General features: G+C 75.1%; 15 protein-coding genes and 1 pseudogene. 10 read left to right on the top strand and 6 right to left on the bottom strand.

Annotated features, from left to right (window positions below; all coding sequences use genetic code 11):
• Positions 1–23 precede the first annotated feature (23 nt).
• On the bottom strand, positions 24–1,916 hold the full coding sequence (locus tag ECOMGDLI_RS16845) for an APC family permease (protein ID WP_088318058.1): 1,893 nt from the start codon (positions 1,914–1,916) through the stop codon (positions 24–26).
• Between the two features lie 156 nt (positions 1,917–2,072).
• On the opposite strand from ECOMGDLI_RS16845, the gene ECOMGDLI_RS16840 reads away from it, so the two are divergent.
• The 8 genes from ECOMGDLI_RS16840 to ECOMGDLI_RS16805 all read left to right on the top strand — a co-directional run bounded on the left by ECOMGDLI_RS16840 (position 2,073) and on the right by ECOMGDLI_RS16805 (position 13,996).
• Positions 2,073–4,640, top strand: coding sequence for an ATP-binding protein (locus ECOMGDLI_RS16840; RefSeq protein WP_088318019.1), 2,568 nt, complete (start codon positions 2,073–2,075; stop codon positions 4,638–4,640).
• Positions 4,637–5,314, top strand: a complete 678-nt coding sequence (locus ECOMGDLI_RS16835) for a response regulator (protein ID WP_088318018.1) — start codon at positions 4,637–4,639, stop codon at positions 5,312–5,314. Before ECOMGDLI_RS16840 ends, ECOMGDLI_RS16835 begins: the two co-directional genes overlap by 4 nt.
• A gap of 130 nt (positions 5,315–5,444) precedes the next feature.
• Entirely contained in the window at positions 5,445–6,020 is a 576-nt protein-coding gene (locus ECOMGDLI_RS16830; RefSeq protein ID WP_158221035.1) for an ATP-binding protein, read from the top strand.
• A gap of 299 nt (positions 6,021–6,319) precedes the next feature.
• The gene (locus ECOMGDLI_RS16825; protein WP_143447754.1) at positions 6,320–6,775 is read left to right on the top strand and encodes a hypothetical protein; all 456 of its coding nucleotides are present in this window, start codon (positions 6,320–6,322) and stop codon (positions 6,773–6,775) included.
• A gap of 290 nt (positions 6,776–7,065) precedes the next feature.
• Positions 7,066–9,582: an FAD-dependent oxidoreductase gene (locus tag ECOMGDLI_RS16820; RefSeq protein WP_088318015.1), complete on the top strand. Its 2,517-nt coding sequence runs from the start codon at positions 7,066–7,068 to the stop codon at positions 9,580–9,582.
• Positions 9,583–9,586: 4 nt separating this feature from the next.
• Positions 9,587–10,357: an electron transfer flavoprotein subunit beta/FixA family protein gene (locus tag ECOMGDLI_RS16815; RefSeq protein ID WP_088318014.1), complete on the top strand. Its 771-nt coding sequence runs from the start codon at positions 9,587–9,589 to the stop codon at positions 10,355–10,357.
• The gene (locus tag ECOMGDLI_RS16810; RefSeq protein ID WP_088318013.1) at positions 10,354–11,340 is read left to right on the top strand and encodes an electron transfer flavoprotein subunit alpha/FixB family protein; all 987 of its coding nucleotides are present in this window, start codon (positions 10,354–10,356) and stop codon (positions 11,338–11,340) included. The genes ECOMGDLI_RS16815 and ECOMGDLI_RS16810 overlap by 4 nt, the downstream gene beginning before the upstream one ends.
• A gap of 214 nt (positions 11,341–11,554) precedes the next feature.
• Positions 11,555–13,996, top strand: a complete 2,442-nt coding sequence (locus ECOMGDLI_RS16805; protein ID WP_158221034.1) for a SpoIIE family protein phosphatase — start codon at positions 11,555–11,557, stop codon at positions 13,994–13,996.
• A 4-nt stretch (positions 13,997–14,000) separates the two neighbouring features.
• On the opposite strand, the gene ECOMGDLI_RS16800 is transcribed toward ECOMGDLI_RS16805, so the two are convergent.
• On the bottom strand, positions 14,001–14,591 hold the full coding sequence (locus ECOMGDLI_RS16800) for a GNAT family N-acetyltransferase (RefSeq protein WP_158221033.1): 591 nt from the start codon (positions 14,589–14,591) through the stop codon (positions 14,001–14,003).
• Positions 14,592–15,166: 575 nt separating this feature from the next.
• On the opposite strand from ECOMGDLI_RS16800, the pseudogene ECOMGDLI_RS35985 reads away from it, so the two are divergent.
• Positions 15,167–15,640 (top strand): annotated as a pseudogene (locus tag ECOMGDLI_RS35985) (hypothetical protein); the annotation flags it as partial.
• A 53-nt stretch (positions 15,641–15,693) separates the two neighbouring features.
• Here ECOMGDLI_RS35985 and ECOMGDLI_RS16790 read toward each other — a convergent pair.
• From ECOMGDLI_RS16790 to ECOMGDLI_RS16770, 4 genes are all read right to left on the bottom strand, one after another.
• Positions 15,694–16,383, bottom strand: coding sequence for a PolC-type DNA polymerase III (locus tag ECOMGDLI_RS16790; protein ID WP_088318057.1), 690 nt, complete (start codon positions 16,381–16,383; stop codon positions 15,694–15,696).
• 13 nt (positions 16,384–16,396) lie between these two features.
• The gene (locus ECOMGDLI_RS16785; RefSeq protein WP_088318009.1) at positions 16,397–18,214 is read right to left on the bottom strand and encodes a putative nucleotidyltransferase substrate binding domain-containing protein; all 1,818 of its coding nucleotides are present in this window, start codon (positions 18,212–18,214) and stop codon (positions 16,397–16,399) included.
• Positions 18,215–19,123: 909 nt separating this feature from the next.
• Positions 19,124–19,333, bottom strand: a complete 210-nt coding sequence (bldC, locus tag ECOMGDLI_RS16775) for a developmental transcriptional regulator BldC (RefSeq protein WP_088289104.1) — start codon at positions 19,331–19,333, stop codon at positions 19,124–19,126.
• A gap of 197 nt (positions 19,334–19,530) precedes the next feature.
• A complete protein-coding gene (locus ECOMGDLI_RS16770; RefSeq protein WP_088318007.1) occupies positions 19,531–20,379 on the bottom strand; it encodes a hypothetical protein in 849 nt (282 codons plus the stop codon).
• Between the two features lie 206 nt (positions 20,380–20,585).
• On the opposite strand from ECOMGDLI_RS16770, the gene ECOMGDLI_RS16765 reads away from it, so the two are divergent.
• Positions 20,586–20,882: a DUF3073 domain-containing protein gene (locus ECOMGDLI_RS16765; RefSeq protein WP_233150029.1), complete on the top strand. Its 297-nt coding sequence runs from the start codon at positions 20,586–20,588 to the stop codon at positions 20,880–20,882.
• Positions 20,883–20,989: the final 107 nt, after the last annotated feature.

Genomic DNA, 20,989 nt, shown 5'->3' with positions numbered 1-20,989 from the left:
GCAGGTGCCCCTGGTCCTCGCGCTCAGCCGACGTGCACCCGCGGCCGCCTCGCCGGGTCGGGCTCCGCCTCGCGGAGCACCTCGCGGGTCACGGGGGCGATCTCGCCGGCGCCGACGAAGAGGAACCGCAGGAGGTTGGTGAACGGGCTGCCCTCGGTCCAGCGGAAGTAGACGTGCGGGACGAGGCCGGTGCGGTCGCGGACGGCGAGCGCCACCTCGGCGAGGGTGTTCGCCACCACCGAGCTGCGGACCGTGAGGATGCGGTGCCCGAACCGCTCCTCGCCGCGGACCTCGAGCGACGTCTCGAAGTCCGAGGCGTCGACGACCGTGACCTCGACGAACACGAGCGGCGCCCAGCGCGGGATGTCGTTGTCGGCGCGGACCCGGACGGTCGAGTCGCGGTACACCTGCGCCGTCCGCTCCGTCGGGTCGTGGGCGACGAACCGCAGCGTGCCGCACTTCGCGGCGCCCTCGATGTACGCCGTCGCGTTCGCGTCGAAGGTGATCCCGGCGCCGCGCAGCTCGAAGACCCGGCCGGCCCGGGACAGCAGCGACACGACGACGATCGCGAGGATGAACAGACCGCCGATCTTCAGGCCGTCGGGGCGCTCCACGACGTTCGTCAGGGTCGTGTAGGCGAAGACCGCCGAGACGGCACCGAAGAGGCCGGTCGCGAGCGGCCGCCGGCGGCGCCGCGCCGAGAGCGTCACGGCGACCGACGCGGACGTCATGAGCACGAGCACGCCGGTCGCGTAGGCACCGCCCTGCGCGTCGACGTCCGCGTCGAAGACCCACGTGATGAAGAAGGCGACCCCGGTGAAGACCACCACGAGCGGGCGGGCCGCGCGGGCCCAGCGCGGGGCCATCCCGTAGCGCGGCAGGTAGCGCGGCACGAGGTTGAGCAGCCCGGCCATCGCCGAGGCCCCGGCGAACCAGAGGATCGCGATGGTGCTCACGTCGTAGACGGTGCCGAACACCGGGCCGAGGTACTCGTGCGCGAGGTAGGCCAGCGCGCGGCCGTTCGCGTCGCCGCCGTCCGCGAACTGCGCCGCCGGGATGAGCAGCGTCGTCACGAGGCACGACAGCACGAGGTAGAAGCTCATGAGGACGGCGGCCGTCGTGAGCAGCCGGTGGGTGCCGGCGATCCGGCCGGCCGGGTCCTTCTCGGTGTCCGTCGGCAGGCCGCGGACCTGCGGCATGACGGCGACCCCGGTCTCGAACCCGGACAGGCCCAGGGCCAGCTTCGGGAAGACGACGAGCGCGACGACGACGACCGCGAACGGGTCGGGGTGCTGGACGGCGAGCAGCCGGGTCCACGCGCCGAACACCTCCGGGTGCTCCACGACGTGCCAGAGCCCCACGCCGATGACGACGGCGTTGAGCGACAGGTAGGTCACGACGAGGACGACGGCGATCCCGATCGCCTCCCGGAAGCCGCGCAGGAAGACCACCCCGAGCGCAGCGACGAGGACGAGCGTCACCGGGACGGCGAGGCCGCGGTCAACGTGCGGCACCAGCGGGTTCTCGAGGATGTGCGCCGTCGCGTCCGCGGCCGAGAGCGTGATCGTGATGACGAAGTCGGTCGCAGCGAACCCGAGGAGCACCAGGACGAAGACCTTGCCGCGCCACCACGGCAGGATCCGCTCGAGCATCGCGATCGAGCCCTCGCCGTGCGGGCTCTCGGTCGCGACCCGGCGGTAGACCGGCAGCGCGCCGAGCAGGGTGAGGGCGACGAGCACGAGGGTCGCGATCGGGGCGACGGCGCCGGCGGCGAGCGCCGCGATGCCCGGCTGGTAGCCCAGCGTCGAGAAGTAGTCCACCCCGGTGAGGCACATGACCTGCCACCAGGGCCGGCGGTGCATCTGCTCCTCCGGGGCCGGCGGACCCCCCGCGGACCCGCCGGCACGCTGCGGCATCCCGTCCAGGAACCACTCGCGCACACCCGTTGTCGTGGACACGTCCCGACGGTAGGCACGCGGGGTCAGCCGGCGCTGTGACCGGGGTGACGTCCGGCGTAGGGATCGCGTAGAAATCGCGGAGGCGGCGCGATCGCAGGGGTGGAGACTGCTGCCATGACCAGCGGAGAGCTGCGCGTCTACCTCGGCGCCGCGCCTGGCGTCGGCAAGACGTACCGCATGCTCGAGGAGGGGCACCGGCGGGCGGAACGCGGCACCGACGTCGTCGTCGCCCTCGTCGAGACCCACGGCCGGGCGCAGACCGCGGCGCTCGTCGACGGGCTCGACCTCGTGCCGCGGCGCACCCTCGTGCACCGCGGGGTGACGTTCACCGAGATGGACGTCGACGCCGTCCTCGCCCGGCGCCCGCAGGTCGCGCTCGTCGACGAGCTCGCGCACACGAACGTGCCCGGCTCGCGCAACGCCAAGCGATGGCAGGACGTCGAGCTGCTCCTCGACGCCGGGATCACCGTCATCACGACGCTCAACGTGCAGCACCTGGAGTCGCTCAACGACGTCGTCCGGCAGATCACCGGCACCACCCAGCGCGAGACGGTCCCGGACGCCGTCGTCCGGGCCGCCGAGCAGATCGAGCTCGTCGACTCCACGCCCGAGGCGCTGCGCCGCCGGATGGCGCACGGCAACGTGTACCCGGCCGACCGGGTCGACGCCGCGCTCGGCACGTACTTCCGGGTGGGGAACCTCGCCGCGCTGCGCGAGCTCGCCCTGCTCTGGGTCGCCGACAAGGTCGACGACGAGCTCGACCGGTACCGCGCGGCGCACTCCATCGACACCACCTGGGAAGCCAGGGAACGGGTCGTCGTCGCCCTGACGGGCGGCCCCGAGGGCGAGACCCTCGTGCGGCGGGCGGCCCGGATCGCCGACCGGAGCAAGGGGGCGGACCTGCTCGCCGTCCACGTCGCCCGCAACGACGGCCTGGCCGGCGCAGACCCGGCGCACCTCGCCCGGCAGCGCCTGCTCGTCGAGGCCGTCGGGGGGACGTACCACCAGGTCGTCGGCGGGGACGTGCCGACCGCCCTGCTCGACTTCGCCCGCGGCGTCAACGCGACCCAGCTCGTCCTCGGGGCCAGCCGCCGCGGCCGCCTCGCGCACCTGCTCTCGCCCGGGACGGTCGCGACGACGACCGCCCGCTCGGGCACGATCGACGTCCACCTCGTGACCCACGAGGCGACGTCCGGCGCCCGGCCGGACCCGGGACGGCGCAGCGCCCTCTCCGGGCGCCGCCGGGCCGCCGGGTACGCGCTCACCCTGCTCGGGCTGCCGCTGCTGACGGCCGGGCTGCTCGCGCTCGGCGGCACGTTGTCGCTGCCGAGCGACATCCTCGTCATGCTGGCGGCCGTCGTCGCCGTCGCGCTCGTCGGCGGACGGCGCCCCGCCGTGCTCGCGGCGCTGGGCGCCTTCGGCCTGCTCAACTTCTTCTTCACCCCGCCGGTGGGGCTGTTCACCATCGCGGAGCGGGAGAACGTCCTCGCCCTGTCGGTCTTCCTCGTCGTGGCGCTCGCCGTGGCGACCGTCGTCGACCTCGCCGCCCGGCGGACGACCGAGGCGGCCCGGGCGCGGGCCGAGGCCGAGACCCTGTCCACCCTCGCGGGCAGCGTGCTGCGCGGCAGCCGGCCGCTGCCGGCGCTGCTCGACCAGCTCCGGGAGACGTTCGGGCTCACCGGCGTGACGCTCCTCGAGCGGGTCGGCCGCGGCGCCGCCGACCCCGACGCCTGGCAGGTCGTCACGGCCGTCGGCGACCGGCCCGCGACCCGGCCCGCGGACGGCGACGTCGAGGTGACCGTCCCCGGCCCCGACGCCGACCTCTCGCTCGCGCTCACCGGGCGCCCGCTCGACGCCGCGGACCGCCGGCTCGTCGAGGCGTTCGCCGCGCAGGCCGCCGTCGCGCTGACCCAGGAACGGCTCGCCGCCCGGGCGGCGCAGGCCGGGCCGCTCGCCGAGATCGACCGGCTGCGCACCGCCCTGCTCGACGCCGTGAGCCACGACCTGCGCACCCCGCTCGCGACGGCGACGACCGCGGTCGAGACGCTGCGGACGCACGGCGGCATGCTCGACGACGCCGACCGGACGACGCTGCTCGACGACGCCGGCTCCTCCCTCGCGCGGCTCGGCCGGCTCGTCGAGAACCTCCTCGACATGAGCCGGCTCCAGGCCGGGGCGCTCGCGATGACCCTCGAGGTCGTCGACCTCGCCGACGTGCTGCCGCAGGTGCTCGACGACCTCGGACCGGCCGGTCGCGAGGTCGCCGTCCGGGTGGCCGACGGGGTCCCGGCGGTCACGGTCGACCCCGCGCTCCTCGAGCGGGTCCTCGTGAACCTCCTCGCCAACGCCCTGCGGCACAGCCCGCCGGGGGCGCCGCCCGTCGTGCGCGCGAGCGAGCACGGCGGCGAGGTGCAGATCCGCGTCGTCGACTCCGGGCCCGGGGTCCCGAGCACCGAGTGGGACCGGATCTTCCTGCCGTTCCAGCGGCTCGGCGACACCGACGCGGGCACCGGCGTGGGCCTCGGGCTGGCCCTGTCCCGCGGGCTCGTCGAGGCGTTCGGTGGCAGCCTGACCCCGGAGCACACCCCGGGCGGCGGGCTGACGATGACCGTGACCCTGCCCGCCGTCCGGGAGCCGCTCCCGGCCGCCGACGCCATCACGACCACCGGGAGCCCGGCATGACGAAGGTGCTCGTCGTCGACGACGAGCCGGCCCTGCGGCGCACGCTGGCGATCCTGCTGCGGGCGCGCGGCTACGAGGTCGTCTCCGCCGCGGACGGCCGGGGCGGGCTGGCCGCCGTCCCCGCGGAGCACCCGGACGTCGTCGTCCTCGACCTCGGGCTCCCGGACGTCGACGGCGTCGACGTCGTCCGCTCGCTGCGCGGCTGGTCACCGGTGCCGATCCTCGTGCTGTCCGGCCGGCTCGACGCCCGGCAGAAGGTCGCGGCGCTCGACGCCGGGGCCGACGACTACGTGACCAAGCCGTTCGACGTCGAGGAGCTGCTCGCCCGGCTGCGGGCCGTCGCCCGGCGGCACGCACCGAGCCTGCCGGCCGATCCGGTGCGGCTCGGCCGGTTCACCGTCGACGTCGAGGACCGGACCGCCCGCGCGGACGACGGGACCACCGTCCACCTCACACCGACCCAGTGGGGGCTGCTGGAGATGCTCGTGCGCAGCCCCGGCCGTCTCGTCGGCCAGCGGACGCTGCTCCGCGAGGTCTGGGGGCCGACGTACGAGAAGCAGACGCACTACCTGCGCCAGTACATGAAGCAGCTGCGCGACCGGCTCGAGGACGACCCGTCGAACCCGCGGCACCTCGTGACCGACCCGGGGCTCGGGTACCGGTTCGTCCCCTGACCCGGTCGCTGCCCGGGCGCCCGGGGGGACCGCCCGAGATGCGCGAAGGACCGTTCCGGGGTGCATTGGTCCGGCACGACCGAACGACCGACAGGCCGGCCCGAGAGGATGTGATGCGGCCGTGTGCCGCGTGGCACGACGCGACCTCGTCGCCGATCCGCAGTCGCCGCGCCTGACCCGGCGGTGGGCCGCCGAGGTGCTCCGCCGATGGGATCTCGACGGCGAGCTGGACAGGGCGCTGCTCGTGCTCAACGAGCTCGTGACGAACGCGCTCGTGCACTCCCCGGGCGACGCCGCGTGCCGGATCACGGTGGACTCGGGGACCCTCGAGATCCTCGTCAGCGACGCCGGGACCGGTCCGCCCCGCCGCGCGCTGCGGGCGGCGACGGCGGCCGGGCCGGACGAGTGGGAACGCTCCGGCGGCCGGGGCCTGCAGATCGTCGCGGCCGTCGCCGACTCCTGGGGCGCGTCCTACGACGCCGGCCGCGCCGGGATCTGGGCCCGCTGGGAGCTGGCACCGGGCTGGGCGTACGCCGCCGCGTGCGTGTGCGGCCGGCCGGACGGCGGGACCGGGGTCGAGCTGGCGTCCGGCGGGACCGCCGTGGCCATGCCGGGGCCGTGGGACGCCGCACCGGCCGAGGCCGTCGAGCTGCGGGACGAGTGGTTCGCGCCGCGGTCGGACGACCGCGTCCAGGACTCCCGCTAGGGCTGCCCGCACCCGCGCGAGGGACGCCGCGACCCGTCGGGGATCGACCGACCGCCCCGGTCTCACGCTCTGTCGCCGCAGCAGCCCCTTTCACCACAAGCGCCCCGACAGTCCCGAGAGACTCAGAAGACTCGTCGCCGACAGTGCGGCGTGTCGGATTGCGCACACGACCTCAGGTGTTCGGGGGATCTCACCGTGTTACTGAGGGTAAATACCCGCCAACTACTTGTAGTGTCCGTCGTTATCTTCCGGTCAGCCCATTTCGCTGGCAATTAGCCCCATGACGACGGAGTCGTGTCGTGACCTCAGTTGAGCTCCACGTTCCATCCGACGTTCTCGCAGCGCTCCGCGAGGAGGACCTGGTCCCCGCCGTCCCGAGCGACAGCGTGACCCTGACGGTGAGCATCGACGGCCTCGACGTCGTCACCGGCGTCTCGTCGACGAGGGACCTCAAGGACCAGCTCCCGACGCTGGCGCAGGCCATCTGCCTCTGCGTCTTCCGGCGGCCGCCGACCGCCACGACCCGCCTCGTCGTCGAGGGCCCGGGGCTCGAGACCCGGGTGACCCTGCCGCCGGACGTCTCCCCGCACCAGGTGCTCACCACCCTCGCCGGGCTCGTCGACACCGTCGAGCGGGCCGGCCGGGAGCGCAAGCCCGCCGCGGCCGACACCCTCGCGCTGTCCCAGGTGCGGCGGGCGTCGTCCGACCCGTCGGTCACCGTGCGGACCCCCGCGCAGCGCGCCCCCCGGGACTGACGCGCACAGCACGCAGCACCACCGCGGGCCCCGGCCCGCCGGCGTCCTCCCATGGGGGCGCCCCGCCGAACCTCGGTGTCGGCGGGACGCCCCCATGGGAGGACGCCCCTGTTTTGCCCCGTCCGCACACTGTGACCGGACTCAGGCTTGACGCACGGCGTGGACTTGGCATCCTTGGTAGTCGTTCCGTATGGCGCTTGCCGTTTCTTATTGCGCAACACCCAGCACGTGATGCCAGCAGCGCCGCCCCGGCGCCGAGAACAGCGGGACCCACCGCGGAAGGACCTGACATGAGTGCCCTGCCCGCCCGCGCCCGAGCGGTCGTCGTCGGCGCCGGAATCGTCGGCAACAGCCTCGCCTACCACCTGGCACGCCTGGGCTGGCGCGACATCGTGCAGATCGACAAGGGCCCGCTGCCGAACCCCGGCGGCTCCACCGGTCACGCGAGCAACTTCATCTTCCCGGTCGACCACTCCCGGGAGATGACCGACATCACCCGCGACTCGGTGAAGCAGTACACCGAGTACGGCTGCTTCACGCAGTCCGGCGGCTACGAGGTGGCCCGCTCCGAGGCCCGCATGCAGGAGCTCGCCCGGCGCATCACGAGCTCCAAGGCCTGGGGCATCGAGTCCGAGATCGTCACCCCGAAGGAGGTCCAGGAGAAGGTCCCGTTCCTCGACCCCGAGGTGATCGTCGGCGGCTTCTGGACGCCGTCCGTCGGGGTCGTCGAGTCGGTCCGCTTCGGTACCCTCATGCGTGAGAAGGCCGTGGAGATGGGCGCGCTCGTCAGCGTCCCGAACACCGAGGTGCTCGGCGTCGACGTCGTGGACGGCCGGGTCAAGGGCGTCCGGACGTCGCAGGGCGACATCGAGTGCGAGGTGCTCGTCATCGCCTGCGGCGTGTGGAGCCCGAAGATCGCCCGGATGGCCGGCGCACACATCCCGCTGACGCCCGCCGTCCACCAGATGATCTCGGTCGGCCCGATCGCCGCGTTCCAGGGCCTGCCCGGCGAGATCAACTTCCCGATCATCCGGGACATGGACACCTTCTGCTACGAGCGCCAGCACGGCGGCGACATGGAGGTCGGCTCCTACGCGCACCGGCCGATCCTCTGGGACCCGGAGGACATCCCGTCGATCGAGCAGTCCGCGCTCTCCCCGACCGAGCTGCCCTTCACGAGCGACGACTTCGACCCGCAGCTCGAGCAGGCGCTCGAGCTCATGCCGGAGCTGCTCGGCGACGAGAACGCCGGGATCCGTTACGCGATCAACGGTCTGCTCTCGCTGACCCCCGACGGCTTCCCGATCCTCGGCGAGACCCCCGAGGTCAAGGGCCTGTGGTCGGCCGCCGCCGTCTGGGTCAAGGAGGGCCCCGGCACCGCGCGGGCCGTCGCCGAGTGGATCGTCGAGGGCGAGAGCGAGATCGACCTCCACCACAGCGACATCGCCCGGTTCTACCCGCACCAGCGCACCCGCGAGCACGTCAGGGCGCGCACCTCCGAGGCGTTCAACAAGACGTACGGCATCGTCCACCCGGGCGAGCAGTGGTCGAGCAACCGCGACGTGCGGCTGTCGCCGATGCACGAGCAGGAGAAGGCGCTCGGCGCGGTCTTCCACGAGACCGCCGGCTGGGAGCGGCCGTGGTGGTACGAGAGCAACGCGCCGCTCGTCGAGAAGTACGGCGACGCCGTCATGCCGCGCGAGGCGGAGTGGGACTCCCGCTGGTGGTCGCCGATCATCAACGCCGAGCACCTCGCGATGCGCGACGCGGCCGGCATCGTCGACCTCACGGCCTTCAGCATGTTCGACGTCGTCGGGCCGAAGGCGTGCGAGGCGGTGCAGAGCATCGTCGTCCTCAACGTCGACGTCGCCGACGGCCGCGTCGTCTACACCCCGGTGCTCACGCCGAACGGCGGCTTCAAGGCCGACCTCACCGTGATGCGCCTGGGCCGCAACCAGTTCCGCGTCGTCACCGGCGGCGCGCACGGCAACGCCGACCGCAAGTGGTTCGAGGACCACATGCCGGCGGACGGCGGCGCGTACGTCGTCGACCAGACCTCGGCGTTCACGACGATCGGGATCTGGGGCCCGAAGGCCCGCGAGATCCTCCAGTCGCTGACCCGCGACGACCTGTCGAACGCCGCCTTCAAGTTCGGCGACTGCCGGACGATCGAGGTGCGCTCGCTGCTCGTGCTCGCCTCGCGGATCTCGTACGTCGGCGAGCTCGGCTGGGAGCTCTACGTGCCCTTCGAGACCGGCGCCCGGCTGTGGTCGCTGCTCCTGGAGGCCGGCGCGCCGCACGGTGCGGTGCCCGTCGGCATCGGCGTCTACGGGACGACGGGCCGCCTGGAGAAGGGCTACCGGGCCTACGGCACCGAGCTCGACACCGAGCGGAACATCATCGAGGTCGGCATGCAGCGGCCGAAGGTCAAGGACGCGGAGTTCGTCGGCAAGGCGGCCTACCTGAAGCAGCGCGACGCCGAGCCGGTCACCGTGCTCTGCTCGCTCACGGTCGACGACCACACGTCGTCCACGGGCGTGAAGCGCTACATGCTCGGCGGCGAGCCGATCCTCGCGGCCGACGGCAGCCTGATCCGGGACGCGCACGGCCGCCCCACGTACGTGACGTCGGCGGGCTCGGCACCGAGCCTCGGCAAGCACGTCCTCATGGCGTTCCTGCCGCCGTCGCACGCGGTGGTGGGCGCCTCGTACAAGGTCGAGTACCTCGGCGAGCAGTACCCGGTGACCGTCGCGGCCACCGACGCGACGCCGCTGTTCGACCCCGAGAACGCACGGATCAGGGGCTGAGCGCATGAACACCCTCGTCTGCATCAAGCGCGTCCCGGCCGCGTCGTCGGCCGTGACGCTGACCGACGACGCCATGGGCGTCGACACCCGGCACGTCGGCTACACGACGAGCCCGCACGAGGAGTGCGCCGTCGAGGCGGCGGTCCAGCTCGTCGAGACGCACGGCGGCACCGCCGCCGTGCTCACCGTCGGCCCGGAGGACGCGCTCGAGCAGCTCCGCGACGCCCTCGCGATGGGCGTGAAGAGCGCCGTGCACGTCGTCGCCGACAGCGACGCGTTCGGTCCGGCGGACGTCGCCCGGGCGGTCGCGGACGTCGTCGGGGCGCGGGCCGGCTCGGACGACGCCGTCGACCTCGTGCTCCTCGGCAACGACGCTGCCGACACCGGCGACTTCCAGGTCGGGATCCGGCTGGCGTACCGGCTCGGCTGGCCCGTCGTCACCGGCGTCCGGTCGTTCAGCGTCGAGGGCGGCCGGGTGGCCGCGCTCGGCGACGGACCGGACGGCGTCGAGCACTTCGACGTGCCGCTGCCCGCCGTGCTGACGGTCAAGGAGGGCGGCATCACGCCGCGCTACCCGTCGCTGCCGGGCCGGATCAAGGCGAAGAAGGCCCCGGTCGAGAACGTCACGCCGGGGTTCGAACCGGCCGGCTCCGGGCGGGTGCGGCTGCACCTGCCGCCGGAGCAGCCGAGCCAGGTGCAGATCCTCGGCGAGGGCGCGGACGCCGCGCCGGCCCTCGTCGACGTGCTCGAGCAGATCGGGGTGGTCGGGCGATGATCCTCGTCCTCGTGGAGACCCAGGCGGACGGCGTCGAGCTGCTGTCCGCGGAGGCCCTCACCTTCGCCCGCGGGATCGCGGCGTCCGGTGACGGCGACGTCCAGGCGCTCGTCGTCGGGCCGCACCCGGCGGTGACCCTCGAAGGCCTTGCGGCGCACGGCGTCTCGGCCGTGCACCACGCCGACGACGACCGCCTCGCGGCGTACTCGGCGGCGGCCTGGGCCGCGGCCGCGGTCGACGCGGCGAAGGCCACCGGCGCGACCACGCTGCTCGCCGCCGCGAGCCCGCGCGGCAACGAGGTGCTCGCGCACGTCGCGGCCCGCCTCGACCTGTCGATGGCCGCGAACGCGGTGACGGCCGACGCCGGGACGGCCGGGACCCTCGTCGTCCGGCGGCAGGTCATGGGCGGCGCGGCGCTCGAGGAGGTGCACCTGTCCGGAGCGGCCGGGGCGCCCGCCCTCGTGACGATGGCCGGGCACGCCGTCGACCCGGCGCCGGCCGCGGCGCCGTCCTCGCCGTCCGTGTCGACGTTCGCGCCCGCGCTCACCGACGCCGACCTCGTGGCCCGGGTCGTCCGCTCCGAGCCCGTCGTCAACGAGAGCGGGGCGCTCACGACGTCGCGCGTCGTCGTCGGCGCGGGCCGCGGGGTCGGCGGCGCCGACCAGTTCGGCGACCTGCTCGAGCTCACCGAGCTGCTCGGCGGTGCGCTCGGCGTCTCCCGCGTCGTCACGAGCCTCGGCTGGCGCCCGCACCACGAGCAGGTCGGCCAGACCGGCAGCCGGGTGTCGCCGGACCTCTACCTCGCGTGCGGCATCAGCGGTGCGATCCAGCACTGGGCGGGCATGTCGTCGGCGAAGACGATCATCGCGATCAACACCGACGACGAGGCGCCGATGGTGACCAAGGCGCACTACGCCGTCATCGGCGACCTGCACGAGATCGTCCCGGCGGTCAACGCGGAGATCCGCAAGCGCAAGGGCTGAACCCGCCCGGACGAGCACCTGGCCGAACAGCTGGCCGACACCCTGGCCGACGCCCCCGGACGCCCGACCGTCCGGGGGCGTCGGTACGAGGTGGGCCCTTCGGGCCATTCTCCGGGGATGTCCTTGCTGTCACCTGTGGTGTTCATCCATGCTCGGAGTGTCATTGCCGCGAGGCGGTGACACGTCCAGCCTCGGGGGCCGGCGATGGAGAGTCATGCCCGCAGAGCCTCCCCCCGCACCCGACGACGGCGCCCACGCACTGGCGGCGCTCGCCGTGCTCGAACGGGTCGGCGAGGACCTGTCGACGAGCCTCGACATCGACGAGGCGCTGCGCCGGGTCGTCGCGGCGGTCGTCCCGGCGCTCGCCGACTGGTGCGCCCTGGACCTCGTCGACGGTGACGGCCCGCTCGTCGCCCGGCCCGGCGACGACCCCGACCGGTTCGCGGCCGAGCAGGACGTCGCCGACGCCCCCGACGTGCTCGGCGAGATCGAGCGCCGCCGGGTGCGGACCGCCGTCGCGCACCGCGACCCGGACCAGCAGCACCTGCTCTGGCGGATGAGCGAGCTCGACGCACGCCGGCCGGGAGCCTCCGTCGTCCCGCGTGCCATCGCCGCCGGGGCCTCGCTCCTCCTCGAGCGGCTCACCCCGGAGCTCGAGGCCGCGCGCGCCGCCGGGGACCCCGAGCTCGCCGCCCTCTTCGCCGCCCTCGACAACCGGGCCGGGGCGGTCGTGCCGCTCGTCGCCCGCGGCCACGTCATCGGCGCCCTCACCGTGAGCATGACCGGTGCGTCCGGCCGGCCCTTCGGCCGCCGCGAGCTGGCCGTCGTCGAGATCCTCGCCGCCCGCGCCGCGCTCGCCGTCGACAACGCCCGGCTCTTCGCCGCCGAGGCCGCCGAGCGGCGGCGGGCCGCGACGCTCGCCGAGGCCGGGATCACGTTGTCGGAGTCGTTGCGCCGCCAGGACGTGCTCGACGTGCTGCTCGGGCTCGTCGTGCCGGACGTCGCCGACCTCGCCTTCGTGCTGGCCCCGGTGGCCGAGCCCGCGGACGCCCTGCGGCCGGCGGCCGCACGGCACGGCGACCCGGCGGCGCAGGCCCGGCTCGACGCGCTCCTGGCCCGGCTCGACGTCCGGCGCGGCCGGCCGGGGCCGGGGACGGCGTGGGCGACCGGCCGCACGCAGGTGCACCGCAACATCGACGCCGCGTTCACCGAGACGGTCCTCGCGGGGCGCCCGGACGCCACCTACGCCGTCCGCGCCCTCGGGACCCGGTCGAGCGTGCACGTCCCGCTCGTCGCCGGCGGGGCCTTCCTCGGCGTGCTCTCCCTCAACCGGCTCACCGGCACCGCCTTCAGCGACGGGGAGGCCCGGTTCCTCACCGAGCTCGGCCGCCGGGCCGCCCTCGCCCTCGCCAACGCCGACGCGTACGAGCGCCAGCGCGACCTCGCCGCGGACCTGCAGCGGGCCCTGCTGCCCCGGGCGCTGCCGGTCGTCCCCGGGCTCCAGGTCGCCGGGCGCTACCTCGCCGGCGGCGCCGGGACGCTCGTCGGCGGTGACTGGTACGACGTCGTCCCGCTGCCCGACGGCCGCCTCGGGCTCTGCGTCGGCGACGTCATGGGCCGCGGCGCCACCGCCGCCGCGCTCATGGGCCAGCTCCGGGCGGCGCTGCGCGCCTACGCGACCGAGGGCTACCCGCCCCGCGAGGTGCTCGGCCGCCTCGCGGGCTTCATGGCGGCCCTCGACGACGACCGCTTCGCGACGTGCCTGTACGCCGTCCACGACCCGGCCGCCGGGGTGACCGTCGTCGCGAGCGCCGGGCACCCGCCACCCCTGCTCGTGCGCTCGAACGGCGGCCCGGGCAGCGGCCGGCCGGAGGACGCCGTCGCCGTGGACGTCGTGCCGGGACCGCCGCTCGGCGTCGGGCACCCGGCCGCGTACTCCGACACGACGGTCCGGCTCGGCGCCGGCGACTGCCTCCTGCTGTTCACCGACGGCCTCGTCGAGGACCGGGACGTCGCCGCCGAGGACGGGCTCGACCGGCTCTCGGCCGGGCTGCGCGGCAGCCGTCCGGCCACCGCCGACGCCGCGTGCGCCGCAGCGCTGCGGGTCATGGGCCGGGACGGCGCCCACGACGACGACATCGCGGTGCTCGCCGTGCGGGTGACCGCGCCGTGCGCGGCGGGCTCCGGCCCGGACGACGACGGGCCGGACGCGGTGCACGTGCGGCTCAGCGCCCGGCCGCAGTCCGCGGCTGCCGCCCGCCGGCACGTCGCGGGCGCGCTGGCCCGCTGGGGCTACGAGGACTGCCTCGAGACGGCAGCACTGCTCGTCAGCGAGCTCGTCGCGAACGCCGTCCGCCACGGGCACGGGCCGATCGACCTCGCGCTGCAGGTCGGGGCGGACGGTCTCGTCGTCCGGATCGGCGACGCATCGCCCGCCGAACCCGTTGCGGGGCAGCGCATCCCGGCCCAGGGCGGCCCGAGCGAGGACCTCGACGACATCCTCGACCTGGCCGAGTCGGGCCGCGGGCTGCTGCTCGTCGAGGCGCTCGCCGACGCCTGGGGCTGGGCACCGCGGCCGGACTCCGGCAAGGACGTGTGGTTCCGGCTCGCCCGCCCGGACGGCGCGGAACCGCGCGCCGCGGACGCCGTCCGGTAGCCGGTCACGCGAGGCCGCCCGGCGGCCGCCACATCGGCCAGGTCGGCGGCGCGTCGTCCGTGGGGCGCACCGGCGGGGCGACGTCGTGGTAGCCGTACCGCTGCAGCGTCCGGCGGGCCTCGGCCGTCGTCGGCGAGGCGTAGGCGCCGAGCCCCTGCCGGTCCAGGTGCGTGTGCTGCGCCTCGAGCAGGGCGCTGCCGATCCCCTGGCCGCGCAGGGCGTCCCGGACGGCGAGGAACGCCAGGCGGTGGTGCGGCCGGTCGACCGGGCGGGCGGCGCGGACGACGGCCTCCCAGGCCTCGAAGCGGTCCGCGTAGGGTCCGGCGGCCGCCGGGCCGCCCCGGCCGGGCGCCGCCGGGGCGGCCGTGCCGACCCACACCGCGACGCCCTCGAAGGATCCGACGACGTGGACCGCGCCCGCCCCGACGGCCGCCTGCGCCGCCGCCGCGACGTAGCGCGGCAGGATCTCGCGGCGGTGCAGCGGCACCGGGACGACCCAGCCGGCGACGGGGTCGTCCAGGACGGCCCGGGAGACGAACCAGCCGACCCGCTCGGCGTCGTCCACGGCCGCGCAGCGGATCGCCCCAGCCGTCACGGCCGCCGCCAGGATGCAACGGGATGTGTTCGCAGAGTCACGAAGAGACAGCCTGCTCGTCCAGGCCGCCTGGTCGGCCCCCTGTTGCGGGTGGGCCTACGGGCGGCCGTAGGCCCACCGGCCGCCAGCACACCGGGCGGGTCCACGGACCTTGGTCCCGGCAACCGGCGGTCCCCGGCTCCACCGTTGAGCCTCTGAGGTGCTCCGCGCCTCTGCGGTGCGGACCGGGACCCGGGAGGCGACAGGTGGGCGAGGCGGACTGGGGCGCGGCGCTGCGCGCGGCGCGCACGGCGCACGGCGTCTCGCTGCGCGGGCTGCAGGCCCTGGTGGCGTACGACTTCACCTACCTCGGGCAGGTCGAACGAGGCGAGAAGCCCGGCTCGCTCGAGCTCGCGACGCGCTGCGACACCGCCCTCGACGCCGGCGGCGACCTCCTCGCGGCCTACGCCGGCAGCGCCGTGACGGCCTCTCGACCGACGGCCCCGCACGCCTCCGGGGCGGCCCGGCCCGGTGCGGCGGCAGCGCCCGCCCGCCCCCGCGAGGCTGCTCGCGCGGGACGGGTCGAGCCGGTCCANCCGGGCCGGGCGAGCTCGTGCCGGTTCTCCGCGCAGGAGCGCGGCCGGCTGCTCGGCGTGCGCGCCGACCTCGCGCTGCTCGCCGGCCGCACCGCCCTGCTCGACCAGCGCGACCCGGTCCGGGCCCGCGGGTACCTCACCCTGGCGCGGGAGACCGCGGGCGAGCTGGGCTCCGACGCCCGGGCGACGGCGGCGACGGCGCACCTCGCGGTCGTCGCGGCGTCCGAGGACCGGCCCGCGGTCGCGGCCGGCTACCTGGAAGCGGCCCGGCGGCACGCGGGTCGCTCCGGGCTGCCGCTCCTGGGCGCCTGGCTGGACCGGCTCGACCCGTCCCGCGCGAGCAGCCTCGCGGGGCGGCCGGCGAACGGGCTCAGCGAGGTCGGGGCCGCCCTGGAGCGCCCCTGCACGGCGCGCCCGCCCGCCCCCGCGGAGGGTGCCTGCCCGGGTGGCGCGCGACCGGTCGGCCGTTCCTGACGCGGTCGCCCTCGTCGGGGCGGTCACCGGTCGCGGGTCCGGAGCCGAGCGGGTCAGAACGGGAACGGACGGCGCTGGGCACCGAGCGACTGGCGGTGCGAGACGTTCGTCAACGAGCGAACGGTCTGCGGCTCGGCGCGGTCGAGCCGGGAGGCCAGTGCGAGGAACAGACCCGCCGTCGTCAGGGCGTCGCCGGCGGCGTGGTGCGTCGTGTGCAGGGGCAGCCCGATCCCGGACGCGAGGCCCTCGAGCGAGGGCTCCGTCTCGGCTCCGCGCGGCGCCAGGCCCAGCTCCCGGGCCAGCGCCGCGGTGTCGACGACCGGCCCGTCGAGGCGCAGCCCGAACTCGCCGAACGCCCGGCCGATGAACGCGCGCTCGACCCAGGCCGCGTGCGCCACGAGCACCCGGCCGGTCAGCAGCTCCGCGAGGGCCTCGACGCAGGCGTCCAGACCGGGGGCGTCCTCGAGGTCGGCGGGGCGCAGGGCGTGGATGGCGATGCTCTCCGCCGTCACCGGGATCCGCGGCTTCACGAGCCCGTACACGACCGTCGAGGCGACGACCCGGCCGCCGCGGACGACGACCCCGCCGTAGCTGACGATCTCGTCCCGCTTGAGGTCGAGGCCGGTGAGCTCGAGGTCGACGACGGCGAGCTCGGCCTCCCGCCACGGCAGGTCGAGGCTGTCCCACCCGGGGATCGCCCGGGGCCGGCCGCCCGGCACGCGCCCGGTGAGGCGCCGCAGCATGCTCACCGGGCGCTCACCCGAGCCGGCGCTGCCACTCGGACTCCAGCCGCTCCTGGACGTGGCCGATCGCCCGGAAGGACTCCCGCAGGTGCCGCCGGGTCAGCGAGTCGAGGTCGCCGGGGGCGACGTAGGTGCTCGCCGGCCGGCCGGCCCGGATCGCCTCGACCTCCTCGGCGAGGAGCAGCGCGTAGACCTGGTGGTAGGCCCCGACGAGGGTCTCCGCCTCGTCCGTCGTCAGCAGACCGTCGGCGGCGCCGCGGCGCAGCCGCTCGGGCGTCGTCCCGCGGACGTCGCCCGTGACGACGCCGACCCAGCGGCCGAGCGACGTCACCGGCCGCAGCCCGCCGCGCTTGAGGTTGAGCTGTCCGCGGTGCTCACCGCTGTGCTCGACGACGAAGTCGCGGACGAAGCCCGTCGGCGGCCGGGCGGCGAGGGTGTACTCCAGGAGCGCGTGGAGGAACTGCGGGCTGCGCGCGGGCGCGACCATCGCGTCGAGCACCTCGCGGCCGAGCGCGGCCTCGCTCACCGGGCGGCTGTCCGCGAGCATCGTCGCGAGCAGCAGCGAGCCCTCGGCGGAGGGGTCCTTGACGATGCCGGCGACGTCCGAGCGCCAGCGCGCCAGGGGCCGCGAGAAGGTCGGGGTGTTCGCGTTGGCGCCGTCCGCGCAGCGCTGGAGCCCGCACGACTCGAGGTCGTCGAGCACCCGGGACGCCGCCGACCGGACGGCGTCCGCGGCCTCCTCGCCGCCGTCCCAGACGACCGCGGTGTCGACGTCGCTGCTCGGCAGCACCTCGCGGCGCGCGAGCGAGCCGAGCACGAGCCAGGACGTCGGGACGCCCGGGTCCGCGACGGCGGCGTCGAGGTGGAGGAGGCGGCGCAGCGCGGAGTCGACGACCGCCGCGAGCAGGCCGCCGATCCGCTCCGGCGGGACGCCGGTGTCCCACAGCTCGACGGCGGTCGCGGGCAGCAGCCGGCAGGCGTCGCCGAGGGCGGCGAGGTCGGACGCCGAGTCGACGGCCGCCCGGACGACGAGCGGGTCGCGGACCTCGGCGGAGGCGAGGTCGACGACCCGGACGACCCCGAGCGGGCGGCCCGTCCGGTCGACCGCGACGAGGTGGTGGACGCCGTGCTCGACCATCTCGAGGAAGGCCGTCGCGACCGGGGTCGAGGCGTTGACCGTGAGCACCGGACGGGTCACGAGCCGGTCGACGGGCTCGTCGACGCCCACCTCGCCGGAGCCGACGCGGCGGCGGAAGTCGTTGTCCGTGACGATCCCGGCGACGCCGTCGGGGTAGTCGACGAGCGCGCACGACTGCCCGGAGTCGCTGATGAGCGCGGCCACCTCCCGGACCGGCAGATCCGGTGCGCACCGCGGCACGGGCCGCACGTACCGGCTCACCGGTGCGTGCGCCCGGTCGGCGAACCCGCCGTCCGCACCCGTGAGCCGGTCGCGCCGCACGTCCGTGCCGTAGAAGGCGAAGCGCAGCCGCTCGGGGTGCGCGAGCAGCGTCCGGTGGTCGGGCAGGCGGTAGCAGAGGGTGTCCTCGGCGGCCCGGACGGCGAGCGCGGGCGGCAGCCCGGACAGCAGCGACACGTGGCCGAAGGTGTCCCCCGGCCCGAGCAGGTCGACGACCCGGCCGCGGTCGACGACCTCGACGGCCCCGGTGCGGACGACCCAGAGGTGGTCCAGCGGCTCGGCCCCCTCGGCGACGACCGTCGTCCCGGCCGTGAAGTACTCGGCCTCGACGGCGTGCGCGAGCCGCTCGAGGTCGTCGCCGTCGAGCGCCGCGTACGGGTCCTGGCCCGCGAGGAAGTTGAGGAACTCCTTCACGCCCCCAACCCTGGACGGTGCACGCGCCGGGGCCAAGGACGCAGGTCCCCCGTGCGCCGGACGGGCCCCGACACGCGGTGAGCAACACGCGGTGACCAACCGGACGACCCGCGCGAAGGCGTCGCAACGGGCTCGGGTGAACGGCCGACGAACGTTAAGCCAGGCTCAAGCAACTGGCATACCGCTGGACGTCGGGGGTAGCGTCCACGGCGACGAGCCTCAACTTGGGGCGTCGGAAGGACGGAAATGCAGTACGTCGGAAGTCACCGGGAACCACGCCCGGCCTATCTACGACTGCCCGTGCTCGGCGCCGCCGCCGGGGTCCTCGTCACCGCGATCGCCGGTGTCGTCGCGATGAACGTCATCGGGGACGCCCCCGACCGGGGCGTGCAGGTCGAAGCCGCCGCCGCCCAGCCCGGGACGTCGAGCTCGAGCTCGACCGATGCCGGGATCGTCATCACCCAGCAGAGCTCCTCCTCGTCGTCCTCGTCGAAGACGAGCAAGTCCAAGACCACCGGGACGCAGGGCACCGTGTCGTCGCGCTCCGGCGCGGACCGGGCCGGTGGCCGGGCGCCCAGCTACACGACGACGCGTCCGCCGGCACGGGTGACGACGTCGACGTCCAAGCGCGCCGCGTCGACGACCACGAAGAAGACCACGACGACGCCGAAGCCGGGGACGACGNCACCACTCCGCCCCCGCCGCCGCCGGACACGACGACCACCGAACCGCCGGTCATCGTCCCCTGACGTCAGACCGAAGGCCGGTCCCGCCGCGTGCGGGGCCGGCCTTCGTCGTCCCGGCGCCCGTCGTCCCGGCACGGTGACCGCCCGGAACCGCCCCTACGCAGCAGAAACGCCGCTCCCCCCTCGGGGGGAGCGGCGCTCCGGTTGCCTGGCCTGGCTCTGGTCAGTCCTCGTCCCCGCGCTGCTGCGGGATCCCGGCGAGCAGCGCGCGTACCTCGGACTCGCGGTAGCGACGGTGACCACCCAGGGTGCGGATCGAGGACAGCTTCCCCGCCTTGGCCCAGCGGGTGACCGTCTTCGGGTCGACTCGGAACAGCGCGGCGACCTCGGCCGGCGTGAGCAGGGGCTCTGCGTCGGGCGTACGGGTGGTCATGTTCATCCTCCAGGAACGGGGCCGATGCCCCGGGGCTGGGAACATCGTGCCCTGTCAGATCGCTTCTGGGGAACAATTGCGGTCGATGATCCCCCGTTGGGGGGATGTATGCCCCCGTTGGACCACAAGTCGTGACGGATCCACGACGCACGGGTCGTTCCGGCTCCCCACCCGCACCGGGCACCGGGGCAGGCACCTCATGATGACCGAGAAAGGTCATCCAGTAAACGTTGTCTTGTGGTCAGACGGTGATATGCCGCCGCAGCACCGGTCGGATCACCCGAAGCCAGGCACTCCAGCCCCATCCGGACATCCTCGGCGCCGTCCTCGCCGCCCGTCAGCCGGACCACGGGGCCGGCGTCCACCTCGACCCAGGCCCGCGGGTGGAAGGTCTCCAGCCACCGGGCCATGATCTCGACCTCCGCGGTCAGCTCGGTCTCACCCACCCCGAGGCGCAGGGTGCGCAGCGCCCGCGCGGCCCGCGACCGCGCCGTCGACATCGGGACGACGTACCGCCCGCCGCCACCGGCCCGCTCGCCGTCCTCCGCACGCACGAGCGACAGCCACGCCTCCGGCAGCGCCCAGGCCCGCACGAGGCGCCTGGGCGGCCGGACGGAGCCGGGCCCGGGGGTGTCGTCGGCCCCTACCGGGCAGACGAGGACGACCCCGCCCGCCCGGAGCACCCGGGTCGCGAGGAAGGTCGGGGTCCGTCCGGTACGGCCGGCCCGGTCCGCGCGCCCGCCGTCCGGGTGCGCGCCGTCCGGGTGGCCGGGGCCAGGGTCGTCACCGACGCCGGTCGCGGCCGCCGTCCATCCGGTCTGCACCGTCGCGTCGGCGCCGTCGGCCCCGGCGACGACGGCACCGCGGCCGGCGAGCACCCCGCGCCAGGACGCCGTCCGCTCCGCCTCCTCGGCCCGCCGGTCGGCCCCCTCGCGCAGCGCGAGCACCTCGAGCGCCGGGCGGTCGGCGATCGCGAAAGCCTCGAGGGGCTCGTAGACCCGCATCGTCGTCGCAGGGACGGCCGGCGGCAGCAGGCGGGGCGTCACCGGCCCATCGTCACAGGCCTGCTGCCGGGAGGCCACAGCCGCCGCCGGATCGCCGCGCCCGGGGCGTTGCTTGCCCCGCGGCAACCGTGTCCGGAGTGGGCATGATCACGCGTTCTGCACCGGTCCCGGACGGCCGCCACCCTCTTGGACCAGCCGGGATGCCGTGGGGGCTGCGGACGTTGTACCGTAGCGAGCACGAGTGACTGATGACCACACTCCGGGGCCCCGCCATGTGCGCTTGCCCCGGGTCGACGTATGAGGGGGTCGACGCCATGGGGCGCGGCCGTCAGAAGGCCAAGCAGACGAAGGTGGCTCGGCAGCTGAAGTACTTCAGCCCGAACACCGACTACGACGCCCTCCAACGAGAGCTCACCACCGCCGACGGGCACGCGTACCCGCCGGCAGCGGAAGCGGTCGACGAAGTCGACGAGGTTGAGGACGACGAGGCCGACGACGACGAGGACGACGAGTACGCCGACTGGTCCCCCGGTCAGCACCGTTGACCCGTCACCACTGACACACGTTCGTGGACCGCGCCGCCGCGGGTGGCGCGGTCCACGCGTTGTCTGAGCGTCTTGTCGCGCCGCCGAGGCGTCGCGGCAGGTCGCGC

This window comes from Kineosporia sp. R_H_3, assembly GCF_002198675.1.
Taxonomy (GTDB): domain Bacteria; phylum Actinomycetota; class Actinomycetes; order Actinomycetales; family Kineosporiaceae; genus R-H-3.
Note: the sequence above shows the minus strand (reverse complement) of the source record. Positions and strands in the feature narration are given on the sequence as shown.